This window comes from Streptococcus oralis subsp. oralis (genome assembly GCF_002096495.1).
Taxonomy (GTDB): domain Bacteria; phylum Bacillota; class Bacilli; order Lactobacillales; family Streptococcaceae; genus Streptococcus; species Streptococcus oralis_CU.
On the sequence record NZ_NCUO01000012.1, the window covers coordinates 334,671 to 356,710 of the forward strand.

Annotated in this window: 23 protein-coding genes, 1 tRNA gene, 1 CRISPR repeat array and 1 other annotated feature; of the genes, 17 read left to right on the top strand and 7 right to left on the bottom strand. The window is 37.0% G+C overall.

The features are described 5' to 3' along the window. Window positions 1-58: 58 nt before the first annotated feature. The 3 genes from B7717_RS07035 to B7717_RS07045 form a co-directional block, all read right to left on the bottom strand. A complete protein-coding gene (locus B7717_RS07035; RefSeq protein WP_000710762.1) occupies window positions 59-301 on the bottom strand; it encodes a type B 50S ribosomal protein L31 in 243 nt (80 codons plus the stop codon). A gap of 163 nt (window positions 302-464) precedes the next feature. Next, a complete protein-coding gene (locus B7717_RS07040) occupies window positions 465-1,286 on the bottom strand; it encodes a lantibiotic ABC transporter permease (RefSeq protein ID WP_084944447.1) in 822 nt (273 codons plus the stop codon). Window positions 1,287-1,393: 107 nt separating this feature from the next. Next, window positions 1,394-2,338: a DHH family phosphoesterase gene (locus B7717_RS07045; protein ID WP_084944448.1), complete on the bottom strand. Its 945-nt coding sequence runs from the start codon at window positions 2,336-2,338 to the stop codon at window positions 1,394-1,396. Between the two features lie 103 nt (window positions 2,339-2,441). Here B7717_RS07045 and B7717_RS07050 point away from each other — a divergent pair, with 103 nt between their 5' ends. From B7717_RS07050 to B7717_RS07110, 13 genes are all read left to right on the top strand, one after another. After that, window positions 2,442-2,885: a flavodoxin gene (locus tag B7717_RS07050; protein ID WP_001162125.1), complete on the top strand. Its 444-nt coding sequence runs from the start codon at window positions 2,442-2,444 to the stop codon at window positions 2,883-2,885. A 117-nt stretch (window positions 2,886-3,002) separates the two neighbouring features. Next, complete coding sequence (locus B7717_RS07055) at window positions 3,003-3,269, top strand: chorismate mutase (RefSeq protein WP_084851695.1); 267 nt, start codon at window positions 3,003-3,005, stop codon at window positions 3,267-3,269. Next, the gene (gene crcB, locus B7717_RS07060; protein ID WP_084944449.1) at window positions 3,266-3,640 is read left to right on the top strand and encodes a fluoride efflux transporter CrcB; all 375 of its coding nucleotides are present in this window, start codon (window positions 3,266-3,268) and stop codon (window positions 3,638-3,640) included. The genes B7717_RS07055 and crcB (B7717_RS07060) overlap by 4 nt, the downstream gene beginning before the upstream one ends. Next, window positions 3,634-3,963, top strand: a complete 330-nt coding sequence (gene crcB / locus B7717_RS07065) for a fluoride efflux transporter CrcB (RefSeq protein ID WP_084936706.1) — start codon at window positions 3,634-3,636, stop codon at window positions 3,961-3,963. The genes crcB (B7717_RS07060) and crcB (B7717_RS07065) overlap by 7 nt, the downstream gene beginning before the upstream one ends. A 118-nt stretch (window positions 3,964-4,081) precedes the next feature. Next, entirely contained in the window at window positions 4,082-4,429 is a 348-nt protein-coding gene (gene rplS, locus B7717_RS07070) for a 50S ribosomal protein L19 (RefSeq protein ID WP_001068669.1), read from the top strand. 41 nt (window positions 4,430-4,470) lie between these two features. Further along, window positions 4,471-4,542: transfer RNA gene (locus B7717_RS07075), tRNA-Arg, on the top strand. 220 nt (window positions 4,543-4,762) lie between these two features. Then, window positions 4,763-8,167, top strand: a complete 3,405-nt coding sequence (gene cas9, locus B7717_RS07080; RefSeq protein WP_084944450.1) for a type II CRISPR RNA-guided endonuclease Cas9 — start codon at window positions 4,763-4,765, stop codon at window positions 8,165-8,167. A gap of 177 nt (window positions 8,168-8,344) precedes the next feature. Beyond that, complete coding sequence (cas1, locus tag B7717_RS07085; protein ID WP_084944451.1) at window positions 8,345-9,253, top strand: type II CRISPR-associated endonuclease Cas1; 909 nt, start codon at window positions 8,345-8,347, stop codon at window positions 9,251-9,253. A 4-nt stretch (window positions 9,254-9,257) separates the two neighbouring features. Further along, window positions 9,258-9,581, top strand: coding sequence for a CRISPR-associated endonuclease Cas2 (gene cas2 / locus B7717_RS07090; protein WP_001268300.1), 324 nt, complete (start codon window positions 9,258-9,260; stop codon window positions 9,579-9,581). Next, a complete protein-coding gene (gene csn2-St, locus B7717_RS07095; RefSeq protein WP_042902414.1) occupies window positions 9,578-10,621 on the top strand; it encodes a CRISPR-associated protein Csn2-St in 1,044 nt (347 codons plus the stop codon). The genes cas2 and csn2-St overlap by 4 nt, the downstream gene beginning before the upstream one ends. Before the next feature lie 70 nt (window positions 10,622-10,691). Next, window positions 10,692-14,024: direct repeats of the CRISPR family, unit length 36 nt; unit sequence GTTTTTGTACTCTCAAGATTTAAGTAACTGTACAAC. Window positions 14,025-14,147: 123 nt separating this feature from the next. Then, window positions 14,148-14,474: a hypothetical protein gene (locus tag B7717_RS07100; protein WP_042902413.1), complete on the top strand. Its 327-nt coding sequence runs from the start codon at window positions 14,148-14,150 to the stop codon at window positions 14,472-14,474. A 56-nt stretch (window positions 14,475-14,530) separates the two neighbouring features. Next, window positions 14,531-15,025 carry an Imm6 family immunity protein gene (locus B7717_RS07105; protein ID WP_000999424.1) on the top strand — a complete coding sequence of 165 codons (495 nt, stop codon included), beginning with the start codon at window positions 14,531-14,533 and terminating at the stop codon, window positions 15,023-15,025. A 32-nt stretch (window positions 15,026-15,057) separates the two neighbouring features. After that, a complete protein-coding gene (locus B7717_RS07110; RefSeq protein WP_042902412.1) occupies window positions 15,058-15,531 on the top strand; it encodes an Imm6 family immunity protein in 474 nt (157 codons plus the stop codon). Between the two features lie 103 nt (window positions 15,532-15,634). Here the strand turns inward: B7717_RS07110 and yidA are convergent, their stop codons facing one another. Both yidA and B7717_RS07120 read right to left on the bottom strand, forming a co-directional pair. Further along, the gene (gene yidA / locus B7717_RS07115; protein ID WP_084944452.1) at window positions 15,635-16,441 is read right to left on the bottom strand and encodes a sugar-phosphatase; all 807 of its coding nucleotides are present in this window, start codon (window positions 16,439-16,441) and stop codon (window positions 15,635-15,637) included. 9 nt (window positions 16,442-16,450) lie between these two features. Further along, a complete protein-coding gene (locus tag B7717_RS07120) occupies window positions 16,451-17,758 on the bottom strand; it encodes an HD domain-containing protein (protein ID WP_001003518.1) in 1,308 nt (435 codons plus the stop codon). Between the two features lie 71 nt (window positions 17,759-17,829). On the opposite strand from B7717_RS07120, the gene B7717_RS07125 reads away from it, so the two are divergent. Beyond that, on the top strand, window positions 17,830-18,207 hold the full coding sequence (locus B7717_RS07125) for a DUF1934 domain-containing protein (RefSeq protein WP_009014035.1): 378 nt from the start codon (window positions 17,830-17,832) through the stop codon (window positions 18,205-18,207). Window positions 18,208-18,231: 24 nt separating this feature from the next. Here the strand turns inward: B7717_RS07125 and B7717_RS07130 are convergent, their stop codons facing one another. Continuing rightward, a complete protein-coding gene (locus B7717_RS07130; protein WP_000850565.1) occupies window positions 18,232-19,314 on the bottom strand; it encodes a DEAD/DEAH box helicase in 1,083 nt (360 codons plus the stop codon). Then, the gene (locus tag B7717_RS07135; RefSeq protein WP_084944453.1) at window positions 19,311-20,288 is read right to left on the bottom strand and encodes a Gfo/Idh/MocA family protein; all 978 of its coding nucleotides are present in this window, start codon (window positions 20,286-20,288) and stop codon (window positions 19,311-19,313) included. The genes B7717_RS07130 and B7717_RS07135 overlap by 4 nt, the downstream gene beginning before the upstream one ends. Before the next feature lie 156 nt (window positions 20,289-20,444). On the opposite strand from B7717_RS07135, the gene B7717_RS07140 reads away from it, so the two are divergent. The 3 genes from B7717_RS07140 to B7717_RS07150 all read left to right on the top strand — a co-directional run bounded on the left by B7717_RS07140 (window position 20,445) and on the right by B7717_RS07150 (window position 22,025). Continuing rightward, window positions 20,445-21,131, top strand: coding sequence for a YoaK family protein (locus B7717_RS07140; RefSeq protein ID WP_162287143.1), 687 nt, complete (start codon window positions 20,445-20,447; stop codon window positions 21,129-21,131). Window positions 21,132-21,195: 64 nt separating this feature from the next. Beyond that, window positions 21,196-21,316, top strand: a sequence feature (ribosomal protein L21 leader region). Window positions 21,317-21,350: 34 nt separating this feature from the next. Beyond that, a complete protein-coding gene (gene rplU, locus B7717_RS07145) occupies window positions 21,351-21,665 on the top strand; it encodes a 50S ribosomal protein L21 (RefSeq protein WP_000109141.1) in 315 nt (104 codons plus the stop codon). Between the two features lie 15 nt (window positions 21,666-21,680). Further along, window positions 21,681-22,025: a ribosomal-processing cysteine protease Prp gene (locus B7717_RS07150; RefSeq protein WP_000613696.1), complete on the top strand. Its 345-nt coding sequence runs from the start codon at window positions 21,681-21,683 to the stop codon at window positions 22,023-22,025. Window positions 22,026-22,040: the final 15 nt, after the last annotated feature.

The following is a 22,040-nucleotide window of genomic DNA, read 5'->3' on the forward strand; positions in this document are numbered from 1 at the left end:
GGTTGGTTCATAAAAAGAAGTACAAAAAAAGAACAGTGGCAACTGTTCTTTTTTATCATTATTTGAGACCGTATTTTTTGTTGAAACGATCCACGCGTCCATCTGCTTGAGTGAACTTTTGACGTCCAGTGTAGAATGGGTGTGAGTCTGATGAAATTTCCACACGGATCAATGGGTAAGTTTCGCCTTCGAACTCAACAGTTTCGTTAGAGCGTTTTGTTGAACCGCTAAGGAATTTGTAACCAGTAGTTGTGTCCATGAAGACAACTGGGCGATATTCTGGATGGATATCTTTTTTCATTTTGCAATATTTCCTTTCTGCCATGGTCTCTTTGCGAGCCATAGATTGTTACCATACTAGTCTATCAGATTCTGATAAGTTTGGCAAGTCTTTTCCCTGATTTTATTAAAAATCTTGATAAAAAATCACCCCATTGTTTACTGGAGTGAGGGTAGAAGAATGATTAGTTCTCTTGATTTGGAGCTTTTTCTTCTGCTGATTTAGCCTCTTTTTCAGTTTCAGTAGGTTCTGTTTCTGTTGATTCTGTTACAGTTTCAGCTTCAGCCTCTGTTTCTGTTGGTTCGGCTACTGGCTCAGCTTCTGTTTTTGTTTCAGATTCAGATTCAGTAGTTTCTTCTTTTACTGGTTCTGCGTTTTCTGCTGCTGATTCAGCTTCCACATTAGCTGGTTCCTTAGCTTCTTCTTTTTGCTCGGTTTCCTCTTTAGCTGTCTCCGTTTTTTCAGCAGTAGTTTCTTCTTTTTTACGTTCTTGAGATTCTTTTTTGATTTCTTCGACCGCAGTTTTAACGGTAGAGCTTGTTACACGTCCGACAGTTTGAGCAAAATCTTTACCAGACTCAGCTAATTCAGTAAATGATTCTTTTGTAATTTTACCACCTGACATTGCCAAGAGACCAGTTACAACTAGTGCAATGCTAGCAAGAATGGCTAAAATCAAACCAAAGCCGATTGAAATGCCATATCCACCAAAGTTAGACATGTACTTATTTACATTAAAGAGACTATTTAGTGTAACGAGAGTTGCAATTGCACCCGCGACAATGACACCAATTGAGAATCCCTTAGACATTGCTTTATTCATATTATTCAAGCACGCAAGAACAATAGACACAATAGCTGCGATAATGACAAACCACCCATCTCCTTGGTAACCATTCACGCTATAGGACCCAAAAGAACCTGCATTTAAACTAGCCCATGGCAAGAGTGAACCAAGGATTGCTACTCCAGCAGAAATGAGGATAAACAAACGATTTTTTTCCATTATTAAGTCTCCTTTTATTCAGTTTGATTTATTATACCATAAACTGAGGTACAAAGAAACCGTATATTTTAAGAATCTAGCATATAAAAGGCCAAGAAAATTCTTTCTTAGCCTTGGTGAATCTGTAGAGCCTCTTTCAGTTCTTTGTATATTTGTTCGTTTTCTTCTGGACTATAGGAATTGGCGCCACTGGCTAATGGATGCCCTCCTCCGTCGTGTTGTTTGGCAATTTCATTGATAGGAGTGATTTTACTGCGCATACGTACACGGAAGTGACCATCAGCTTGCTCAACAAAGATAGCCCAAGCCTTAACAGTATCAATTCGACCAGGTGCCCCAACAATCGCTGCTGTTTCAGCATCCGTAACCTTATATTTTTCCAAGATGTCTTGAGTAAGCAGAACGCGTGCAGCCCCATTCTCATCAACTTCTAAGTGATCATAAACATACCCTTGCAGTTTTGCAATCTTAAAGCTCATGGTATCCATTTGACGAGATAGTCCAGCAAAATCAAAATCAATTTCTCGGAGCTGGGCAGCTATTCTAAAGGTACGAGCACTAGTTGATGGGTAGAGAAAACGCCCTGTGTCCCCGACAATTCCTGCATAGAGAAGTCGTGCCGCTTCACTAGACAAAGCTAGCTGATTTTCTTGAGCAAATAATGCAATCATCTCACTGGCACTGCTTGAACTTGTATCCACCCAAGATAGGTCACCATAGATATCATCATTTGGATGGTGATCGATTTTGATGGTGAAAGCAGCTTGTTCGTAGCGTTTATCATCGATACGAGGACGATTTGCTGTATCACAAATAATAGCAAGAGCTTCGTGGTAGTCACTGTCTTGGACAGTATCCATTTCCGCCATCCATGTTAGAGTTGGTTCGTTATAACCAACTACTTTGATGGTCTTTTCTGGAAAATGGTGAGTGAGAAGAGCTTTCAAACCTACCTGACTCCCTAAGGCATCAGGGTCTGGTTTCATATGACGGTGAATGATAATGGTATCGTATTCTTTGATTTTCTCTAAGATTTGCTGGTAAATTTCCATAAATAACCTCAATTCTTTCTCATTTCATTGTAGCACAAGAATTTTTATTTTTAAAATGAAAAAGATATGATATAATGGAGAAAGATAAATTGAGGAGGACGATATGGCATTAGCAAAAATTGTATTTGCCAGTATGACCGGTAATACCGAAGAAATTGCAGATATTGTAGCAGATAAATTGCGTGACTTGGGCTTGGATGTCGATGTGGATGAATGTACGACTGTTGACGCTTCAGACTTCTTGGAGGCGGATATTGCAATCGTTGCGACTTATACTTACGGTGATGGAGAATTGCCAGATGAGATGATGGACTTCTACGAAGACCTAGCAGATCTCAACTTGAATGGCAAAATTTACGGAGTGGTAGGTTCAGGAGATACCTTCTACGATGAATTCTGTAAGGCTGTTGATGACTTTGATCGCGTATTTGTAGCGACAGGAGCAGAAAAAGGTTCAGAGTGTGTTAAAGTGGACCTCTCTGCCGAAGAAGAAGACATCGAACGTTTGGAACAATTCGCAGAAGAATTGGCTGCAAAAGTAGGATAAAAATCAAGCTGCACTGACTGGAAGAAGTCAGTGCGTTTTTTTATTAGTTATTTTGGGATTTTACTAGCCTATTTGGTGGCTTTTTGATACAATAATTCAAATAAAGGAGGAGACTGTATGAATTTAGATATTATTCGGCAAGAAATTGATCAAATCGACGACCAAATCGTTAAGCTCCTAGAAGAACGGATGCACTTAGTTGAAGGGGTTGTCGCTTATAAGAAAGCATCTGGTAAGCCAATCTTAGATACCAAGCGAGAAGAAATCATTTTTGAAAAAGTCAGAAATCGAGTAGAAGATAAGCGCTATCAGGAGACCATTGTTGCGACTTTTTCAGACATTCTCAAACGTTCGCGTGATTATCAGGATCAAAATATCAAATGAAAAAAGAACAATTCTATCCGCTAGGAATTTTTCTGGCTGCAATGGTGGGAGGCCTTGTCCGCTATCTGGTTTCTACTTGGTTACCAGCCAGTCCAGACTTTCCTTGGGGCACCCTCCTTGTCAACTATCTGGGAATTTTCTGCTTGGTCTATCTGGTGAAAGGCTATCTGGTCTATAAGGAAACTAGTAAAGGCTTGGTTTTGGCGCTGGGGACAGGATTTTGTGGAGGCCTGACAACCTTTTCTAGTCTAATGCTTGATGCTGTGAAATTGCTCGATACCGGGCGTTATCTTAGTTTAGGCATTTACTTACTTTTGAGTATTGGTGGAGGTCTACTCTTGGCTTATGTTCTAGGGAGGAAGAAATGGTAATCGTTTATCTTGCAATCGCCTGCGGGTTCGGAGCCCTGGTGCGTTATTTCTTTTCCCGCTATAATCAAGCTTCAAAATTACCTCTAGGAACTCTCATAGCCAATCTTATAGGATGTTTTTTAATTGGCTTACTCTACAATCATGTGGAGTCCAAGGAAATCTATGCTATCCTAGCGACAGGTTTTTGTGGAGGGTTGACGACCTTTTCAACCTTGAATGATGAGCTGCAAAGACTGTTAAGTGACAAGAAGGTATTTTATAGCTATTTTCTCTTAACTTACATAGGCGGTTTTCTAGCGATTTTTTTAGGAATTCTGCTATAAATTTCTTTACTTTTAGGTGGAAATTTGGTAAACTGTATCTTGTGTGTAATGGACGCACAAAAATACAGTTTATCCGCTGAGGAAGGTTCCTCAAGATTGACAAAGATAGGAGAATAAAATGAATCCATTAATCCAAAGCTTGACTGAAGGTCAACTTCGTACAGATATCCCATCATTCCGTCCTGGTGACACAGTTCGTGTACACGCGAAAGTTGTCGAAGGTAACCGTGAACGTATCCAGATTTTTGAAGGTGTTGTTATCGCACGTAAAGGTGCTGGCATCTCAGAAAACTACACAGTTCGTAAAATCTCTAACGGTGTAGGTGTTGAGCGTATCTTCCCAATTCACACTCCACGTGTTGAAAAAATCGAAGTTGTTCGTTACGGTAAAGTACGTCGTGCGAAATTGTACTACTTGCGTGCTCTTCAAGGTAAGGCAGCTCGTATCAAAGAAATCCGTCGTTAATTCGACTAAAAACTCTGCTCACCCAGCAGGGTTTTTCTCTAGCTCCCTTAGTTCAATGGATATAACAACTCCCTCCTAAGGAGTAGTTGCAGGTTCGATCCCTGCAGGGGGCATATAAACTATTGATTTTTTATGTAGAAATCACTCAAGTTAAAATAGAAATCTAAAAGCGTGAGACCACGCTTTTTTGTTTGTGGTAAATGATGGAAGTGGGAGAATTTGAATATAATTATATATAGTAAAAGATTTTAAGTAATTGCTTATAATTATTTGATTTTTTAGGAAGGAAAGAGTAAAATTTAGTTGATATGATAACTAGTTAGGAGATTGACTATGAACGGTTTAGTTTTAGGATTGGATATTGGTATTGCATCCGTAGGAGTGGGAATTCTAGAAAAAAATTCTGGAAAGATTATCCATGCGAATTCTCGTCTTTTTCCAGCTGCAACAGCTGATAATAATGTTGAAAGAAGAAAAAATAGACAGGCTCGACGATTACATCGTAGGAAAAAACACCGTGGTGTTCGCTTTCAAGATCTATTTGAAGACTATGGTTTGTTAACTGATTTTTCTAAGGTATCCATTAATCTTAATCCATATCGACTTCGTGTAGATGGCTTGAATCAGCAACTAACGAATGAAGAGCTGTTCATAGCTTTAAAGAACATTGTTAAGAGACGTGGTATTAGCTATTTAGATGATGCTTCTGAGGATGGGGGTACAGTATCATCTGATTATGGTAAGGCAGTTGAAGAAAATAGAAAATTACTTGCTGAACAAACACCTGGTCAAATCCAACTAGAACGTTTCGAAAAATATGGTCAGGTAAGAGGAGATTTCACTGTTGTGGAAAATGGTGAGAAACGCCGATTGATCAATGTTTTTTCAACATCTGCTTATAGAAAAGAAGCTGAAAGAATTCTTAGAAAACAGCAGGAATTCAATAGTAAAATTACAGATGAATTTATAGAGGATTGTCTAAAAATCCTTACAGGGAAAAGAAAATATTATCATGGACCAGGTAATGAAAAATCTCGGACGGATTATGGACGTTTTAGAACAGACGGTACGACGTTAGATAATATTTTTGGTATTTTAATTGGGAAATGTACATTTTATCCGGATGAATACAGAGCTTCAAAAGCTTCCTATACTGCTCAAGAGTTTAATTTACTAAATGATTTAAATAATTTAACAGTTCCTACAGAAACGAAGAAACTTAGTGAGGAACAAAAGAAAGTTATTGTTGAGTATGCTAAGGAAGCTAAAACCTTAGGAGCCTCAACCTTATTGAAGTACATTGCTAAAATGATTGATGCTTCAGTAGATCAGATACGTGGTTATCGAGTTGATGTAAACAATAAACCTGAAATACATACTTTTGAAGCATATCGAAAAATGCAATCGCTAGAAACAATTTCAGTTGGGGAATTGTCTAGAAATGTTCTAGATGAGCTTGCCCATATTTTAACTCTAAATACTGAACGAGAAGGTATAGAAGAAGCGATTAACACAAAGTTAAAGGATTCTTTTAGTCAAGACCAAGTACTTGAATTAGTTCAATTTAGAAAAAATAATAGCAGTCTATTTAGTAAGGGATGGCATAATTTTTCTCTTAAACTCATGATGGAATTGATACCAGAACTCTATGAAACTTCAGAAGAGCAAATGACAATTCTAACACGATTGGGGAAACAAAAATCTAAAGAAATATCAAAAAGAACCAAGTATATTGATGAAAAAGAATTAACAGAAGAAATTTATAACCCTGTAGTAGCAAAATCTGTCAGACAGGCCATAAAGATAATCAATGAAGCAACTAAAAAACATGGTATCTTTGATAATATCGTTATCGAAATGGCGCGTGAAAATAACGAAGAAGACGCTAAGAAAGATTATATAAAACGTCAAAAGGCAAACCAAGATGAGAAAAATGCAGCTATGGAAAAGGCTGCATTCCAATACAATGGGAAAAAAGAGTTACCAGATAGTATTTTTCATGGGCAGAAGGAATTGGCTACTAAGATTCGTTTATGGCACCAGCAGGGAGAGAAGTGTCTCTATACTGGGAAGAACATTCCAATTTCAGATTTAATTCACAATCAGTACAAGTACGAAATTGACCATATTTTACCTCTTTCTTTATCGTTTGATGATAGTCTATCTAATAAAGTATTGGTTCTAGCTACAGCAAACCAAGAAAAAGGCCAACGTACTCCGTTTCAGGCTTTAGATAGTATGGATGATGCCTGGTCCTACCGTGAGTTTAAATCTTATGTAAAAGAGTCTAAATTATTAGGTAATAAAAAGAAAGAGTACCTTTTAACGGAAGAAGATATTAGTAAAATTGAAGTGAAGCAGAAATTCATCGAACGGAATTTAATTGACACTCGATATTCTTCTCGAGTTGTTTTAAATGCTCTACAAGATTTTTATAAAGCGCATAAATTCGATACAACTATTTCGGTGGTACGTGGACAATTTACCTCTCAGCTAAGAAGAAAGTGGGGACTTGAAAAATCTCGTGAAACCTATCACCACCATGCTGTGGATGCCTTGATTATTGCCGCTTCTAGTCAATTAAGGTTATGGAAAAAACAGAATAATTCTCTGATTTCTTATAAAGAAGGACAATTCGTTGATTCAGAGACTGGAGAAATTATTTCATTAACTGATGATGAATACAAAGAGTTAGTGTTTAAAGCTCCTTATGACCATTTTGTTGATACATTGCGTAGCAAGAAGTTTGAGGATAGTATTCTATTTTCTTATCAAGTAGATTCAAAATTTAATCGAAAAATTTCAGATGCTACGATTTATGCAACAAGAAAAGCAAAATTAGATAAAGAGAAAAAAGAATACACTTATACTTTGGGAAAAATTAAAGATATCTATTCTTTAGGGACTAAAGCCCCTTCTAAAACTGGGTTCTATAAGTTTTTAGATTTATACAATAAGGATAAATCCCAATTTTTAATGTTTCAGAAAGATAGAAAAACTTGGGATGAAGTAATCGAGAAGATAATGGAACAATATCGACCATTTAAAGAATACGATAAAACTGGAAAATTAGTCGATTTTAATCCATTTGAGAAATATAGACAAGAAAATGGGCCAATCCGTAAGTACAGTAAAAAAGGCAATGGTCCAGAAATTAAAAGTCTGAAATATTACGATATTTTATTAGGTAAACACAAAAATATAACTCCTGAAGGGAGCCGAAATACTGTAGCTTTGTTATCTTTAAATCCTTGGAGAACAGATGTGTATTACAATATGGAAACTAAAAAATATGAATTTTTAGGATTAAAGTATGCAGATTTGCCTTTTGAAGAAGGTGGTGCTTATGGTATTTCTACAGAGACGTATAATGAATTAAGAGAGAAAGAGGGAATTGGTAAAAATTCTGAATTTAAGTTTACTCTATATAAAAATGATTTAATTTTAATCAAAGATACTGAAACGAATTGTCAACAAATTTTTAGGTTTTGGTCTCGTACTGGGAAAGATAATCCAAAAAGTTTTGAAAAACATAAAATAGAATTGAAACCTTATGAAAAAGCAAGATTTGAGAAAGGAGAAGAACTGAAGGTATTAGGAAAGGTGCCACCTTCCTCTAATCAATTACAAAAAAATATGCAGATAGAAAATCTTTCTATTTACAAAGTCAAAACAGATGTTTTGGGTAATAAACATTTCATCAAAAAAGAGGGTGACGAACCAAAACTCAAATTTTAAAAAATATTTAAAAAAGAGTTGCAAACGCTTGTACAATGTATTATAATAGTAAATGTAAGGGACGCCTTGCACAGTTACTTAAATCTTGCAGAAGCTACAAAGATAAGGCTTCATGCCGAATTCAACACCCTGTCATTTATGGCGGGGTGTTTTCGTTTTGTGAAAGAGGAAAATACGATGACTTGGAGAATTGTGCATATCTGTCAGAGTGAAAAAATGCAATTAAAGTTAGATAACCTTTTAATTAAGAAAATGGGTCAAGACTATGTTATCCCACTGAGTGATATTTCGATAATTGTAGCAGAAGGAGGGGAGACTGTTGTAACTTTAAGGTTATTAAGTGCTTTAAGTAAGTATAATATTGCTTTAATTGTCTGTGATAATGAGCACTTGCCTACAGGAATTTATCATTCTCAAAATGGCCATTTTAGAGCCTATAAAAAATTACAGGAGCAATTATTGTGGACGCAGGAACAGAAAGATAAATTATGGCAGATAGTTACTTATTTCAAAATAAACAATCAGCAAGATGTTCTTGCAATGTTTGAGAAGAATATTGATTGCATTCAATTATTAGCAGACTATAAAGATCATATTGAATATGGAGATAAAACCAACCGCGAAGGTCATGCTGCAAAAGTCTATTTTAACGAACTCTTTGGAAAAAAATTCGTACGTCTTACACAACAGGAAACGGATGTCATCAATGCTGGTCTAAATTATGGTTATGCAATCATGAGAGCGCAAATGGCACGTATTATTTCTGGGTATGGTTTGAATCCCTTAATAGGAATTTTTCATAAGAATGAATATAACCAATTTAACCTGGTTGATGATCTAATGGAACCTTTTCGGCAGATTATCGATGTCTGGGTTTATCAAAATTTACGAGATGAAGAGTATTTGAAATATGAATTTCGTCTTGCGTTGACAGATACACTGAACGCAAAGATTCGTTATGGGAAAGAAACGTGTTCTGTAACGGTAGCAATGGATAAATATGTCAAAGGTTTTCTAAAATGTATCTCTGATAAGGATACTAGTAAATTTTACTGTCCGGTGGTTTCGAGTGTAGAATGGAGTTAAAGAAATGAGGTATGAAGCATTGAGATTATTGTGTTTTTTTGATTTACCAATGGAAACAAATCAAGAAAAAAGGGTCTATCGTAACTTTCGGAAAGATTTAATTGCCAATGGTTTTGAAATGTTGCAGTTTTCTGTTTATTATCGAACCTGTCCTAATCGAAGTTTTGCAAGTAAATTCTATAAAAAATTAAGCCAGAGTAATTTACCAAGTGGGAATGTCCGTTTACTTGCAGTAACAGAGAAACAATTTTCTGAAATGGTTTTAATAATTGGTGGAAAAACAAAGCAAGAAGAAGTAGTCAGCGATAATAAGTTGGTAGTTATATGAAAATGAACATTAGTCATCCGTATAAGGATAATATTTCATTAAGTTTTGGTCAATTTACTCAAATTGTAGGTCAAGATCAGCAACTAAAGTACTATATTTGGCAGATACTATTATGGTATTTTGGAGGAAAAAAATATAGTGAGGAAGATTTGGTTCTATTTGAACAAAATGAGCCTAAAATACTAATAGATGATACAGTTTTTTCCCGTTCAGAATTTAGTGTTATTCAAATATCCAATATCAATGATTTGATTGAACAAATGGAATATAAAAAAGGGACAGTAGCTTATGGTTATATAAAGAAAAAAATTACTTCTATTGAGATAATGGAGCAAATTGAAAATATCAATGATAATTTGGATAGGATTTCACTTCTATTGAATCAGAAGTTGAATCTTCAAATTGATGATATCGTTTATCATAGCGAAGCAAAATATTTTAATGCTGATCAATTAATTCAAAAAAATTTTTTACCATACTTTGGAGCAAATGATAAAAATATATCCTTTGAGTTTGTAGACAATAAGATAAAGTTTTTATTATTTCTTTCCATGTTAGAAATTATGGCGACAAACAGTTCTGAAAAGTTTTTGCTTGTCTTACGAAATTTGGACGATTTTCTATCCTATAATGATTTTGTTGAATGTTGCGAGAAAATGGAGTTTCTGACTAATCATAGCGATTCATTATATATTGTTTTATTTCCTTCCAATGAAGGTTATCTTCATGTCACGAAAGAAGTTTTAGAGGAAATCAATATTGTTTCTGATTATGTTGATCATTTTTATTCGCTAGAATTCATGTATGATCGCTTTATCAATCAGTATCCAACAAATCAAATACCTGATGAACAAGAATTTTTAACCTCTTTAAGAAAAATTGGATCCTATTTATTTAGCTCGGACATTCTCCACATGAGTTTATCTGTAGAAGATCAAGTAGCATTAAAAATTTTGAATAATTTGTATCAGTACAAAATGAAAACAAAATTCTGTATTGAATCAGTCAATCCAATGTTATTGAAATATTTGGAAGAATAGTATTGACGAGTGAGTTTTAAGGCTTTATAATGTTTTTGAGGGAACAAAAATTAAAATTGACGAATTTGAGGTTTTTGTACTCTCAAGATTTAAGTAACTGTACAACGTGCAATGTGTGAAGTCAGAAAACATGAAAGTTTTTGTACTCTCAAGATTTAAGTAACTGTACAACAATATTTAACTCATTCTGGGACACAAACACGTTTTTGTACTCTCAAGATTTAAGTAACTGTACAACTGTTAAAGCAAAACATTGACCTTTCAAATAGTTTTTGTACTCTCAAGATTTAAGTAACTGTACAACTCCTTATGGTGTTACGATGTTACCAAACCCGTTTTTGTACTCTCAAGATTTAAGTAACTGTACAACTTATTGGTTCATCAAATACTGAAGCTGATGTTTTTGTACTCTCAAGATTTAAGTAACTGTACAACTAACTATTTATTATATGAGTTATGATGATAGTTTTTGTACTCTCAAGATTTAAGTAACTGTACAACGAGACAATCATATCAGACTATTGAATCAGTGTTTTTGTACTCTCAAGATTTAAGTAACTGTACAACCTGAGTTTTACAATGTTTCAAGCTAGTTCAGTTTTTGTACTCTCAAGATTTAAGTAACTGTACAACCAATAAGGCTCAATCAGGAGTAGCACGTTGTTTTTGTACTCTCAAGATTTAAGTAACTGTACAACAAGTCTTAATAAGATATCGAATTATAATAAGTTTTTGTACTCTCAAGATTTAAGTAACTGTACAACTGGGAAGTATATCATCTTGGAAATTTTTAAGTTTTTGTACTCTCAAGATTTAAGTAACTGTACAACTTTTTAAGAATTTACTAATTCCTCCGGTAAGTTTTTGTACTCTCAAGATTTAAGTAACTGTACAACTGAACCCTCCAGCACCTCAACATCCAGTTAGTTTTTGTACTCTCAAGATTTAAGTAACTGTACAACTACCCTCAATCAAGGCGAAAAGTTGACCTTGTTTTTGTACTCTCAAGATTTAAGTAACTGTACAACAAAGACCCAGACGCTAAACCTTACTTTATTGTTTTTGTACTCTCAAGATTTAAGTAACTGTACAACTCTCAATCAAACGCACTCGCTAACATGAAGGTTTTTGTACTCTCAAGATTTAAGTAACTGTACAACAAACACATGGCGATGCGTGTCTGTGATAGAGTTTTTGTACTCTCAAGATTTAAGTAACTGTACAACATTGATTTGTTTGAAGAAGAAGTCAATACTGTTTTTGTACTCTCAAGATTTAAGTAACTGTACAACATAATATAATCAAGATAAAGAAAGGGAGAGGTTTTTGTACTCTCAAGATTTAAGTAACTGTACAACAAGTTCGAGATAAAGATATCAGAGGTATCTGTTTTTGTACTCTCAAGATTTAAGTAACTGTACAACAAAAAGAGAATATGGCTACATTGGAGATTTGTTTTTGTACTCTCAAGATTTAAGTAACTGTACAACACGCCAGCTCGTCACCATGTATCCATCTTCGTTTTTGTACTCTCAAGATTTAAGTAACTGTACAACTTATTAAAGAAAATACTCACGAGGAATTAGGTTTTTGTACTCTCAAGATTTAAGTAACTGTACAACTAGCGTAGTAATGCGCAGACTCTACCATCTGTTTTTGTACTCTCAAGATTTAAGTAACTGTACAACGTGATCAAATTGAATACATGATGCAGGACCGTTTTTGTACTCTCAAGATTTAAGTAACTGTACAACAAAGGATCTATCAAACTTGCAAGGAGATAAGTTTTTGTACTCTCAAGATTTAAGTAACTGTACAACAATACCGTTGATAATAGCAGTAGATACACCGTTTTTGTACTCTCAAGATTTAAGTAACTGTACAACAGCCACTTCATGAATCGACTTCGGCGATTGGTTTTTGTACTCTCAAGATTTAAGTAACTGTACAACATCATCACGGTCAAAGGCTCCTAGGTAATAGTTTTTGTACTCTCAAGATTTAAGTAACTGTACAACGTCTGTTTGGGCTTCTATGCGGTTTTGGGGGTTTTTGTACTCTCAAGATTTAAGTAACTGTACAACTACTGACTTTTTGCCCCCCCTAAAGTATATGTTTTTGTACTCTCAAGATTTAAGTAACTGTACAACCCAGAGCGATAGCAAATGGGATAGAAGCTGGTTTTTGTACTCTCAAGATTTAAGTAACTGTACAACATCATTATATAACACATTATGCAAGCAATGGTTTTTGTACTCTCAAGATTTAAGTAACTGTACAACTCTATAAGTTGGACCGTCTTAGCCGTAGCCGTTTTTGTACTCTCAAGATTTAAGTAACTGTACAACATATCTTGATGTTTAAAATAGAAATATCTCGTTTTTGTACTCTCAAGATTTAAGTAACTGTACAACCTGGCTATTCATTTGGTGGGAAAACAATCTGTTTTTGTACTCTCAAGATTTAAGTAACTGTACAACATATAAAGGAGTGATACAGATGAACAATAAGTTTTTGTACTCTCAAGATTTAAGTAACTGTACAACGTGACGACAATTGAACAAGTTCGACAATCTGTTTTTGTACTCTCAAGATTTAAGTAACTGTACAACATATAAAGGAGTGATACAGATGAACAATAAGTTTTTGTACTCTCAAGATTTAAGTAACTGTACAACAAACTTGCCCATCCTTATTTTTATAAAGATGTTTTTGTACTCTCAAGATTTAAGTAACTGTACAACATGAGGATTTGCAGATTTAGCAAAGGTCCAGTTTTTGTACTCTCAAGATTTAAGTAACTGTACAACAACGGACACAAGAATATAAGGCTAGGACTAGTTTTTGTACTCTCAAGATTTAAGTAACTGTACAACCTCTTACCTTGTTTGATATTTACAGGGATAGTTTTTGTACTCTCAAGATTTAAGTAACTGTACAACTTCAACGCCTAGAAGCAGAACGTGAGGAGAGTTTTTGTACTCTCAAGATTTAAGTAACTGTACAACTAAAGTCCAAAGGTAGTAGCATTATAGATAGTTTTTGTACTCTCAAGATTTAAGTAACTGTACAACTCCAACTGAGTAAGCATAGGCAGCAGCCTGGTTTTTGTACTCTCAAGATTTAAGTAACTGTACAACTTGTTTTGAGAATAATGTTTTTATTCTTTTGTTTTTGTACTCTCAAGATTTAAGTAACTGTACAACTACTGAGTTTTTGCCCCCCCTAAAGTATATGTTTTTGTACTCTCAAGATTTAAGTAACTGTACAACTTCCTCACTTTCAGCAGTCAACCATTGCCGTTTTTGTACTCTCAAGATTTAAGTAACTGTACAACCAAGAGCGAGATAGTCTGAAAGACCAGTTGGTTTTTGTACTCTCAAGATTTAAGTAACTGTACAACGGTCTGAATTAGATCTAACTCAGCAATCGGAACGGAAACGCCCTCTTTAGCTTCTTAAGAATAAGATCACCAGTATGGTATAATGTCATATAGTAGCGATCAGAGAGGAAAGGAGCGGAAACGATGCTAGCTATTTTTATTGATTCTATAGGTGACAAATCAGGTACCTATAAATTGTTAAGAAGCCATTCATCCTTGCCTTTTTCTTTAATCCAATCCAGAATCAAAGATCATGACACGGTGATAGAAGTAGACATGTTAGATTTGGATGAATTGAAAAAGGTTAGAGAACTCATCCGTGAGTTGAGTGCTATTGGGACCAAGGTTACGATGAGGGATTCGACTGGTATTATCACCTTAGAAATAGTAAATAATCTTATTTCTACTTTTGAAGAGATTGCGGCAGAGAGAGAAGAACTGGATGCTCTGATGTTTGAAGAGGAAGAGTGAGTGCCACGTTTTTCAGTGGATCACCAAGTTAGTTTTTAGTAATAGAAGGAAAACTGATGAATGATAATAGAAATTTATTGCGCTTCTTACAGGAGTTGATGTACGGTCTTGTAGATCTTATCAGTGAGAAAGAATATCAGGAGTTTGTCCTTGATTCCTTAAAACTTTCAAAACAGGAGCTTGATAAAGAGAGTGATTTTTGCCCAGATATTTTATATAATCGACTGGAAAATATAGACGAGCAGGATATCTTGACATTTCAGGTATTGGATAAGAAAACCAATCCACTAGTATGGAACTGTATCGCTAATTTCTTTGTTTTAGTTTGTCACTATTCATATATTGCTTCGGAAGAAATCTACCTACCACAAACGATTGAAAGTGTCGACGAGGACATACTTGAGGTTCTTTCCTTAAGTTACAAACAAATTCTAGCTGAAAATAGGGAACTTATTTCACAAATAACTGGACCAGAATTAGAAGGATATCTAAAGGATGATCTCGTTAAAAACTACTTTGGACCACTATTTTTATCTGATGAGAACGAATAGGCCATTCGTTCAAGCATAGATCAGGAGAGGATATGCTTACTAGTTATTTTATGTTGATTTTTGCTGAGGCAATTGCGAATCGTATGGAAACAGAATATACTTCACATATTCGAACCGCCTTGGATGCATGTTGGAGTTTTTTGGAGAATAGAGATAAAAGGGGAGAGGAACTTTATCGCCTTTTAGATGATGGGACAGACTTCAGTGGAATATTTATCTACATGCAATTAGATGAAAATGAAGCGAATGGTCTCTTGTGGGACAACATTAGTTATGTAATAGGTGTGACTGCTAAAGAAGCTTTTGAGTTTGAAAATAAGAAAGAGCTTCCTTCTCCCTTAGAGAACATTGAACCAGAACTACTTGATGTATTTATTGATAATTTAAAAGAAATCAGCATGGATCTTTATCATCACGTCGAAGCTGTAAAACGTTTCATCAATAGAAATCCATACCCATCAAGAGAATCTGCCCTAAAAGCACTAGATAAGATGGGCTTACTATGATAGCCAGATTGGAAGATTTGGTGAAAAATCAAAAAGAACACCCCGGAAGTTAGAGTGTCATCTCTACCTTTGGGGTGTTGTTTAATTTCTATACTTGAGGATTTTACAGTACCCACGTTCGGATGGCATGGGCTACGCCAGATTCGTCATTTGTTTTGGTGATGTATTTGGCGATTTTTTTGAGTTCAGGATTTCCATTTTCCATAACAACGGGATTTCCAACGACTTCCAGCATGGCGCGGTCATTTTCTTCGTCACCGATCGCCATGGTTTCATCTTTGGTCAATCCTAGTTTTTCAGCTAGGTGAGCAATAGCTGAACCCTTGTCTACATTCTTTTTAAGGAGCTCAAGGTAGAAAGGAGCAGATTTGTTGATGGAGAAGCGCTCGTAAAATTCTGCTGGTATCTTTTCAATCGCAGCATCGAGAATCTCTGGTTCATCGATGAACATACATTTGACGATTTCCTTGTCAGCCATTTCTTCAGGAGTGCGGTAGAAGATAGGCATGCTGACGAGAGTTGATTCGTGCACCGTGTACTTTCCGATATTGCGATTGGCAGTATAGATACCGTCCTTGGTAATAGCGTGCATGTGAACACCGAGCTTGCGACTGAGAAATTCCATATCTAGATAATCCTCATAGGTCAAGGATTCGCTGATAATCTCATGACCAGTAGCAGTTTCTTGGACAAGGGCACCGTTGAAGGTCACTACATAGTCACCTTGGTCTCTCAACTGCAAGTCGTCCAGAAGTTTGGCAACACCTGCGATAGGACGACCCGTTGCAATGACGACCTTGACGCCAGCTTGTTTGGCATCTTGGATGGCGGAAAAGACTTCAGGAGTGATTTCCTTTTGACTGTTGACTAGGGTACCATCGATATCGACGGCAATTAGTTTAATACTCATAAATTTCCTCTATTCGTTCTTATTTGGGGTAAAATGATCGTTCTCAATCAAGTGTAAAAATTGCTGGGTAATGCTTGCGAAGATACTGTTTTGGTCCAACATTTCTTTAGGAAAATAGAAACGATTGTCCCCATGGCGGCTGCCAGCAAGGGATTGGACGATAGGGGACAGGCTAGAGAGTTCTGCCAGTTCACCATTTTTTTGTAGAATCTCAATCTGAGTCCGTGGATTTTCAGATTCGGGACGATAGATATCATAAGGGAGGTCAAAGTTCTTATGAATGGCTGTATAGTAGTCGGGATCAAAACCGATTTCTTCAACCAGTTGTCTCATGGTTGCGAGTTGGTCTTGATCTTCTTGAGAAAAAGTAATGGATTTAAAGACCTTGCGGTTGACAAAACGTTGCGACAAGTCGGCTAGTATTTTGTCAGGACTGCTCATCCAGAGTTGGAAGTAGGTATTCATCACGCCATCATCTAGAGCCAGATAGTCAGATAGAGTAACTTTCTTTTCAAAAAAAGGCAGGAGATGTGGAGAAGTGCGTGCAAAGAAGTCTTTGTCCTCAGGGTAGAGTTCCTTTGCACGCTTGAGAAGATTCTGTAGGAGAACTTCCATGGCCCGTGTTGCTGGGTGGAAATAAACCTGCATATACATCTGGTAACGACTGAGGACATAATCTTCGATGGCATGCATGCCATTGCGCTGAAAGGCGATGCCATTTTCGACAGGACGAATGACTCGAAGGATTCGTGTCAGGTCAAATTCCCCATAAGATGCTCCTGTAAAATAAGAGTCGCGCAAGAGATAGTCCATGCGGTCTGCATCAATCTGACTAGAAATGAGCTGTACGACCTGCTTGTTAGGGTAGGTATGATCGATGACACTGGCTACCTTCTCCGGGAAATCGGGTGCTACTTGTAGCAGAACTTGGTGAATCTCTGTCTCAGGACTTTGAATGATTTCCTGAGTAATGGCCTCATGATCTGTATCAAAGAGATGTTCAAAAGTATGCGAATAGGCACCATGCCCGAGGTCATGAAGGAGTGCAGCGGTCATGGTCAAGAGAGATTCAGCAGGATCCCATTCTTCAGGATATTTTTCTTCAAAAATCTCTGTGATACGACGAGCAATCTCATAGACTCCCAAACAGTGGGAAAAGCGACTGTGCTCCCCACCATGGAAAGTATAGCTGGAAGTTCCTAGCTGTTTGATACGACGCAAGCGTTGAAATTCTTTTGTATTGATCAAGTCATAGATGACCTGATTGTTTACATGGATATAATTGTGAACTGGGTCACGGAATACTTTTTCGTTCATATGACCATTATAGCAAAATCCTGTTCTTTTTGGTAAAATAGTAGGATAAGAGACAAGAAAGAGGATTTGATGTGAAGATTCGGATGCGCAATACGATTCAGTTTGATGAGCAGTTGGAAGTGATTGACCAACTTTATGACGTGGAAGTGCATGAAAAAGGGGATTTTAGCTATCTGCTTTTTTATAATGAGGAAAAAGAAAAAGTAGTTATTAAATTCCATGGTCAAGAACTGGTGATGACCCGTTTTTCCAATCCGAAAACCATTATGCGTTTTCTCAGGGATAGTGATAGTTTAGCCTATATTCCGACTCCAATGGGAATGCAAGAGTTTATCATTCAAACGAATCACTACAAACTGGATGGGCAAAAGATTGAGCTCGCCTATCAACTGCAAAACCAAGAGGGACAACCCTTTGCCAGCTATCAATTAGAAATTACTTGGGGATAAGGAAAAGGTTGGCGAATGCCAACCTTATTTGATATAGAGTTCTTGATTTTTTAGGACAATTTCACGCACACTTGCGAATTTCTTGAGTTTTTTAAGTTCTTCAGGACGGGTTACGAGAGTGATAACATAGCCCTCTTTACCCATGCGACCTGTACGGCCAGCGCGGTGAGTGTAGGTTTCCATATCTCTAGGGACGTCGAAATTGACAACACATTCCAAGCTATCGATATCAATTCCACGAGCCAGAAGGTCAGTTGCAAGGAGAAGAGTTAGTTGCTTGTTCTTAAACTTTTCCAAGATAACTTTTCTAAACTTGACATTGACATCACTAGCGAGGGAAACAGCCAAGATATCCCGATACTGTAGTTTTTCCTCTGCGTTTCCAAGGTCTGAGAGGCTGTTAAAGAAGACCAGACCACGAAAATCCTCTACATGAGCTAACTTTCGTAGCATATCCACTCGGTGACGTTGGTCTACCTGCATGTAGAAATGTTGAATGTTGTCCAACTTTTGGTCAGAAAGATCGATGGTGCGCGTGTTTGGTGCAATATTTTCTTGGTCAAACTTGGTCGTCGCACTCATGTAGATGAGTTGATGGTCACGAGGTGCGTAGTGAGTGATTTTCTCAACAAAGTGAATCTGAGAATCATCGAGCAACTGGTCAAATTCATCTAGGATGATGGTTTCCACATTCATCATCTTGATTTTTTTCAATTTAATCAACTCAAAGATACGGCCAGGTGTTCCAATCAGAATTTCTGGTCCTTTTTTAAGACGTTCAATCTGGCGTTTTTGACTGGAACCTGATAAGAAGAGCTGAGCAGTCAAGCCGATAGCTTCTGCCCACGTTTTACACACGTCAAAAATCTGTCCAGCCAGTTCGGTATTTGGTGCTAGAATCAAGAGCTGCTGGGATTTTTTCTTTTTCAGTCTGAGTAGACTTGGGAGTAAGTAAGCGAGGGTCTTACCAGTTCCTGTTGGGCTCACTCCTAGGAGATTTTCTCCAGCAAGAATAGGCTCAAATAGTTGAGTTTGAATGGGGGTAAATTCTTGGAAACCGAGTTGGTCGCTCAATTCCTGCCATTCAGTCGGTAGTTTGGTTTTCATTTTTCTGCCTCAAATCTAATGCCAGCAGTCTGGCGCATGGTATATAATAGGTCATGAACAGAACCTGCATCATCCAGCCAGTTCTGGTAAAGTGTCTGATCTGGTTGCTGGATCATGTGTGCAAATGCGGCGGCTTCCTCAGTCATCGTATGAGGAGCTTGTTGGATAGGGAGCTGGACTTGATTTCCTCGGTGGTCGCTAAAAATAGCTGAGCGGACATGTTCAATCGTGTTAAGAGTCAAGGTTCCATCTGCTGTGTAAATCTCACAAGGAAGATTGGAAGTGATGTTTTTCCCAGCCTTGATATGAACTTGAAAGTTAGGGTAGAAGAGGATACCATCGCCATTTAGGTCAATGCTATTGTCAAGCTGTTGAGCCTGATAGGTCGCGTCTTGGGCCTTTCCAAAGAGACGAATAGCAGCGTAGATAGGATAAATCCCCAAGTCCATAAGAGCTCCACCAGCAAAACGGTCTGAAAAGACATTGGGAGTCTGTCCAGCCAACAAGTCAGGCATCTTGGAAGAATACTTGGCATAGTTGAAATCTGCTCCCAGCACTTGCTTGTCTGCTAAAAAGTTTTTGATAGTAGTAAAGGCTTCCTCGTGGTAATTACGAGCTGCTTCAAAAATAAAACAGTGATTTTTCTCAGCTGTTTGTCTCAAATCTAGCCATTCATGTGGCTGAGTAACAGCAGGTTTTTCAAGAATGACATGTTTACCTGCAGACAAGGCAGTCTTGGCTTGAACAAAATGCAAGGAGTTTGGACTAGCGATATAGACTACATCAAAGGAAGACTGAAAGAATTCCTCTAATTGATCAAAGAGTTGGATATTCTTATAGCGGGAAGCAAAGGTTGCGGCAGTTTCTAACTTTCTAGAGTAGACAGCAACCAGCTGGTATTGGCCACTGGTATGGGCTGCCTCTATGAAGTGATGACTGATAGCGCTTGTTCCGATGACACCTAGTTTAAGCATAGATACTCCTTTTCCGACTTTAAATCCTTCCTTCATTATAACATAGAAAAGAAGGACTATCCAACAGATGGTAAAAATTTTCAAATGGACTACGCTTTTCTTAAAGAAAGTGGTACAATATTGAAATGAGTAAATGAAACTGAAATGGGAGAGATAATGAGATTATTACCAATAAGAAAAATATCTCGTCAGTCTAAAAGACTAGCGCTTTTTTTGACCTTTTGTGCAGGATATGTCGATGCCTATACCTTTATCGTTCGAGGGAACACCCTTGTGGCTGGACAAACTGGGAATGTGGTTTTTCTTTCTGTAGGACTCATTCAGCAGAATGTATCGGACGCCAGTGCCAAAGTAATGACCTTGTTTTCCTTTATGATGGGTGTCTTTTTTCTGACATTGTATAAGGAAAAACTACGAATTGTTAAAAAGCCGATTTTGTCCTTGATTCCACTTGCAGTCCTGTCCCTAATTATAGGCTTTGTGCCGCAAACGGTTGATAATATCTATCTCGTACCGCCCTTGGCCTTCTGTATGGGGCTGGTGACAACTGCTTTTGGAGAAGTGTCAGGGATTGCCTATAATAATGCTTTTATGACAGGGAATATCAAACGTACCATGTTGGCTTTTGGAGATTATTTCCGGACCAATCATACGCCTTTCCTACGAGAGGGCTTGATTTTTGTTAGCTTGCTTAGCAGTTTTGTCTTCGGAGTTGTTTTTTCAGCTTATTTGACGATTTACTATCAGGAGAAGACAATTCTAGGAGTTCCTCTTATGATGAGTATCTTTTACTTCAGTATGCTTTTTGCTTCTTGGAGAAAAAAAGGGAAAGAAAAAGCTTAATTTTAATTGATTTTACTTGTAAGAAAAAAGAAGATATGCTATACTTGAAGAGTTGACTATGCACAGTCCTGTGCAACCGCACGAACATCGTTTGCTCGTCGTATAACAAATTTAAACTTTGTTATACTTAGAGCTCTTCTTTTAAGTGGTTCGTCCCACGATGCTAGGCGAGTCTTCACAAAAATACGGGGAAACCCTAAAAATCATAGGAGGTGCATAATGAGCACATACGCAATTATCAAAACTGGCGGAAAACAAGTTAAAGTTGAAGTTGGTCAAGCAGTTTACGTTGAAAAATTGAACGTTGAAGCTGGTCAAGAAGTTACTTTTAACGAAGTTGTTCTTGTTGGTGGTGAAAACACTGTTGTCGGAACTCCACTTGTTGCTGGAGCTACTGTAGTTGGAACTGTTGAAAAACAAGGAAAACAAAAGAAAGTTGTTACTTACAAGTACAAACCTAAAAAAGGTAGCCACCGTAAACAAGGTCACCGTCAACCATATACAAAAGTTGTCATCAACGCGATCAACGCTTAATTTTAAGGAGAACACATGATACAAGCAGTCTTTGAGAGAGCCGAAGATGGCGAGCTGAGGAGTGCGGAAATTACTGGACACGCCGAAAGTGGCGAATACGGCTTAGATGTCGTGTGTGCATCGGTTTCTACGCTTGCCATTAACTTTATCAATTCCATTGAGAAATTTGCAGGCTATGAACCAATCTTAGAATTAAACGAAGATGAAGGTGGCTATCTAAAGGTTGATATACCAGCGGATCTTCCTTCACACCAGAGAGAAATGACCCAGTTATTCTTCGAATCATTTTTCTTAGGTATGGCAAACTTATCGGAGAACTCATCTGAGTTCGTCCAAACCAGAGTTATCACAGAAAACTAACACGGAGGAAAACAT

Excerpts from the sequence above, each read along its gene's own strand:
- B7717_RS07035 (WP_000710762.1), bottom strand. The coding sequence starts at position 301 with ATGAAAAAAGATATCCATCCAGAATATCGCCCAGTTGTCTTCATGGAC.
- B7717_RS07040 (WP_084944447.1), bottom strand. The coding sequence starts at position 1,286 with ATGGAAAAAAATCGTTTGTTTATCCTCATTTCTGCTGGAGTAGCAATC.
- B7717_RS07045 (WP_084944448.1), bottom strand. The coding sequence starts at position 2,338 with ATGGAAATTTACCAGCAAATCTTAGAGAAAATCAAAGAATACGATACC.
- B7717_RS07050 (WP_001162125.1), top strand. The coding sequence starts at position 2,442 with ATGGCATTAGCAAAAATTGTATTTGCCAGTATGACCGGTAATACCGAA.
- B7717_RS07055 (WP_084851695.1), top strand. The coding sequence starts at position 3,003 with ATGAATTTAGATATTATTCGGCAAGAAATTGATCAAATCGACGACCAA.
- crcB (WP_084944449.1), top strand. The coding sequence starts at position 3,266 with ATGAAAAAAGAACAATTCTATCCGCTAGGAATTTTTCTGGCTGCAATG.
- crcB (WP_084936706.1), top strand. The coding sequence starts at position 3,634 with ATGGTAATCGTTTATCTTGCAATCGCCTGCGGGTTCGGAGCCCTGGTG.
- rplS (WP_001068669.1), top strand. The coding sequence starts at position 4,082 with ATGAATCCATTAATCCAAAGCTTGACTGAAGGTCAACTTCGTACAGAT.
- cas9 (WP_084944450.1), top strand. The coding sequence starts at position 4,763 with ATGAACGGTTTAGTTTTAGGATTGGATATTGGTATTGCATCCGTAGGA.
- cas1 (WP_084944451.1), top strand. The coding sequence starts at position 8,345 with ATGACTTGGAGAATTGTGCATATCTGTCAGAGTGAAAAAATGCAATTA.
- cas2 (WP_001268300.1), top strand. The coding sequence starts at position 9,258 with ATGAGGTATGAAGCATTGAGATTATTGTGTTTTTTTGATTTACCAATG.
- csn2-St (WP_042902414.1), top strand. The coding sequence starts at position 9,578 with ATGAAAATGAACATTAGTCATCCGTATAAGGATAATATTTCATTAAGT.
- B7717_RS07100 (WP_042902413.1), top strand. The coding sequence starts at position 14,148 with ATGCTAGCTATTTTTATTGATTCTATAGGTGACAAATCAGGTACCTAT.
- B7717_RS07105 (WP_000999424.1), top strand. The coding sequence starts at position 14,531 with ATGAATGATAATAGAAATTTATTGCGCTTCTTACAGGAGTTGATGTAC.
- B7717_RS07110 (WP_042902412.1), top strand. The coding sequence starts at position 15,058 with ATGCTTACTAGTTATTTTATGTTGATTTTTGCTGAGGCAATTGCGAAT.
- yidA (WP_084944452.1), bottom strand. The coding sequence starts at position 16,441 with ATGAGTATTAAACTAATTGCCGTCGATATCGATGGTACCCTAGTCAAC.
- B7717_RS07120 (WP_001003518.1), bottom strand. The coding sequence starts at position 17,758 with ATGAACGAAAAAGTATTCCGTGACCCAGTTCACAATTATATCCATGTA.
- B7717_RS07130 (WP_000850565.1), bottom strand. The coding sequence starts at position 19,314 with ATGAAAACCAAACTACCGACTGAATGGCAGGAATTGAGCGACCAACTC.
- B7717_RS07135 (WP_084944453.1), bottom strand. The coding sequence starts at position 20,288 with ATGCTTAAACTAGGTGTCATCGGAACAAGCGCTATCAGTCATCACTTC.
- B7717_RS07140 (WP_162287143.1), top strand. The coding sequence starts at position 20,445 with ATGAGATTATTACCAATAAGAAAAATATCTCGTCAGTCTAAAAGACTA.
- rplU (WP_000109141.1), top strand. The coding sequence starts at position 21,351 with ATGAGCACATACGCAATTATCAAAACTGGCGGAAAACAAGTTAAAGTT.
- B7717_RS07150 (WP_000613696.1), top strand. The coding sequence starts at position 21,681 with ATGATACAAGCAGTCTTTGAGAGAGCCGAAGATGGCGAGCTGAGGAGT.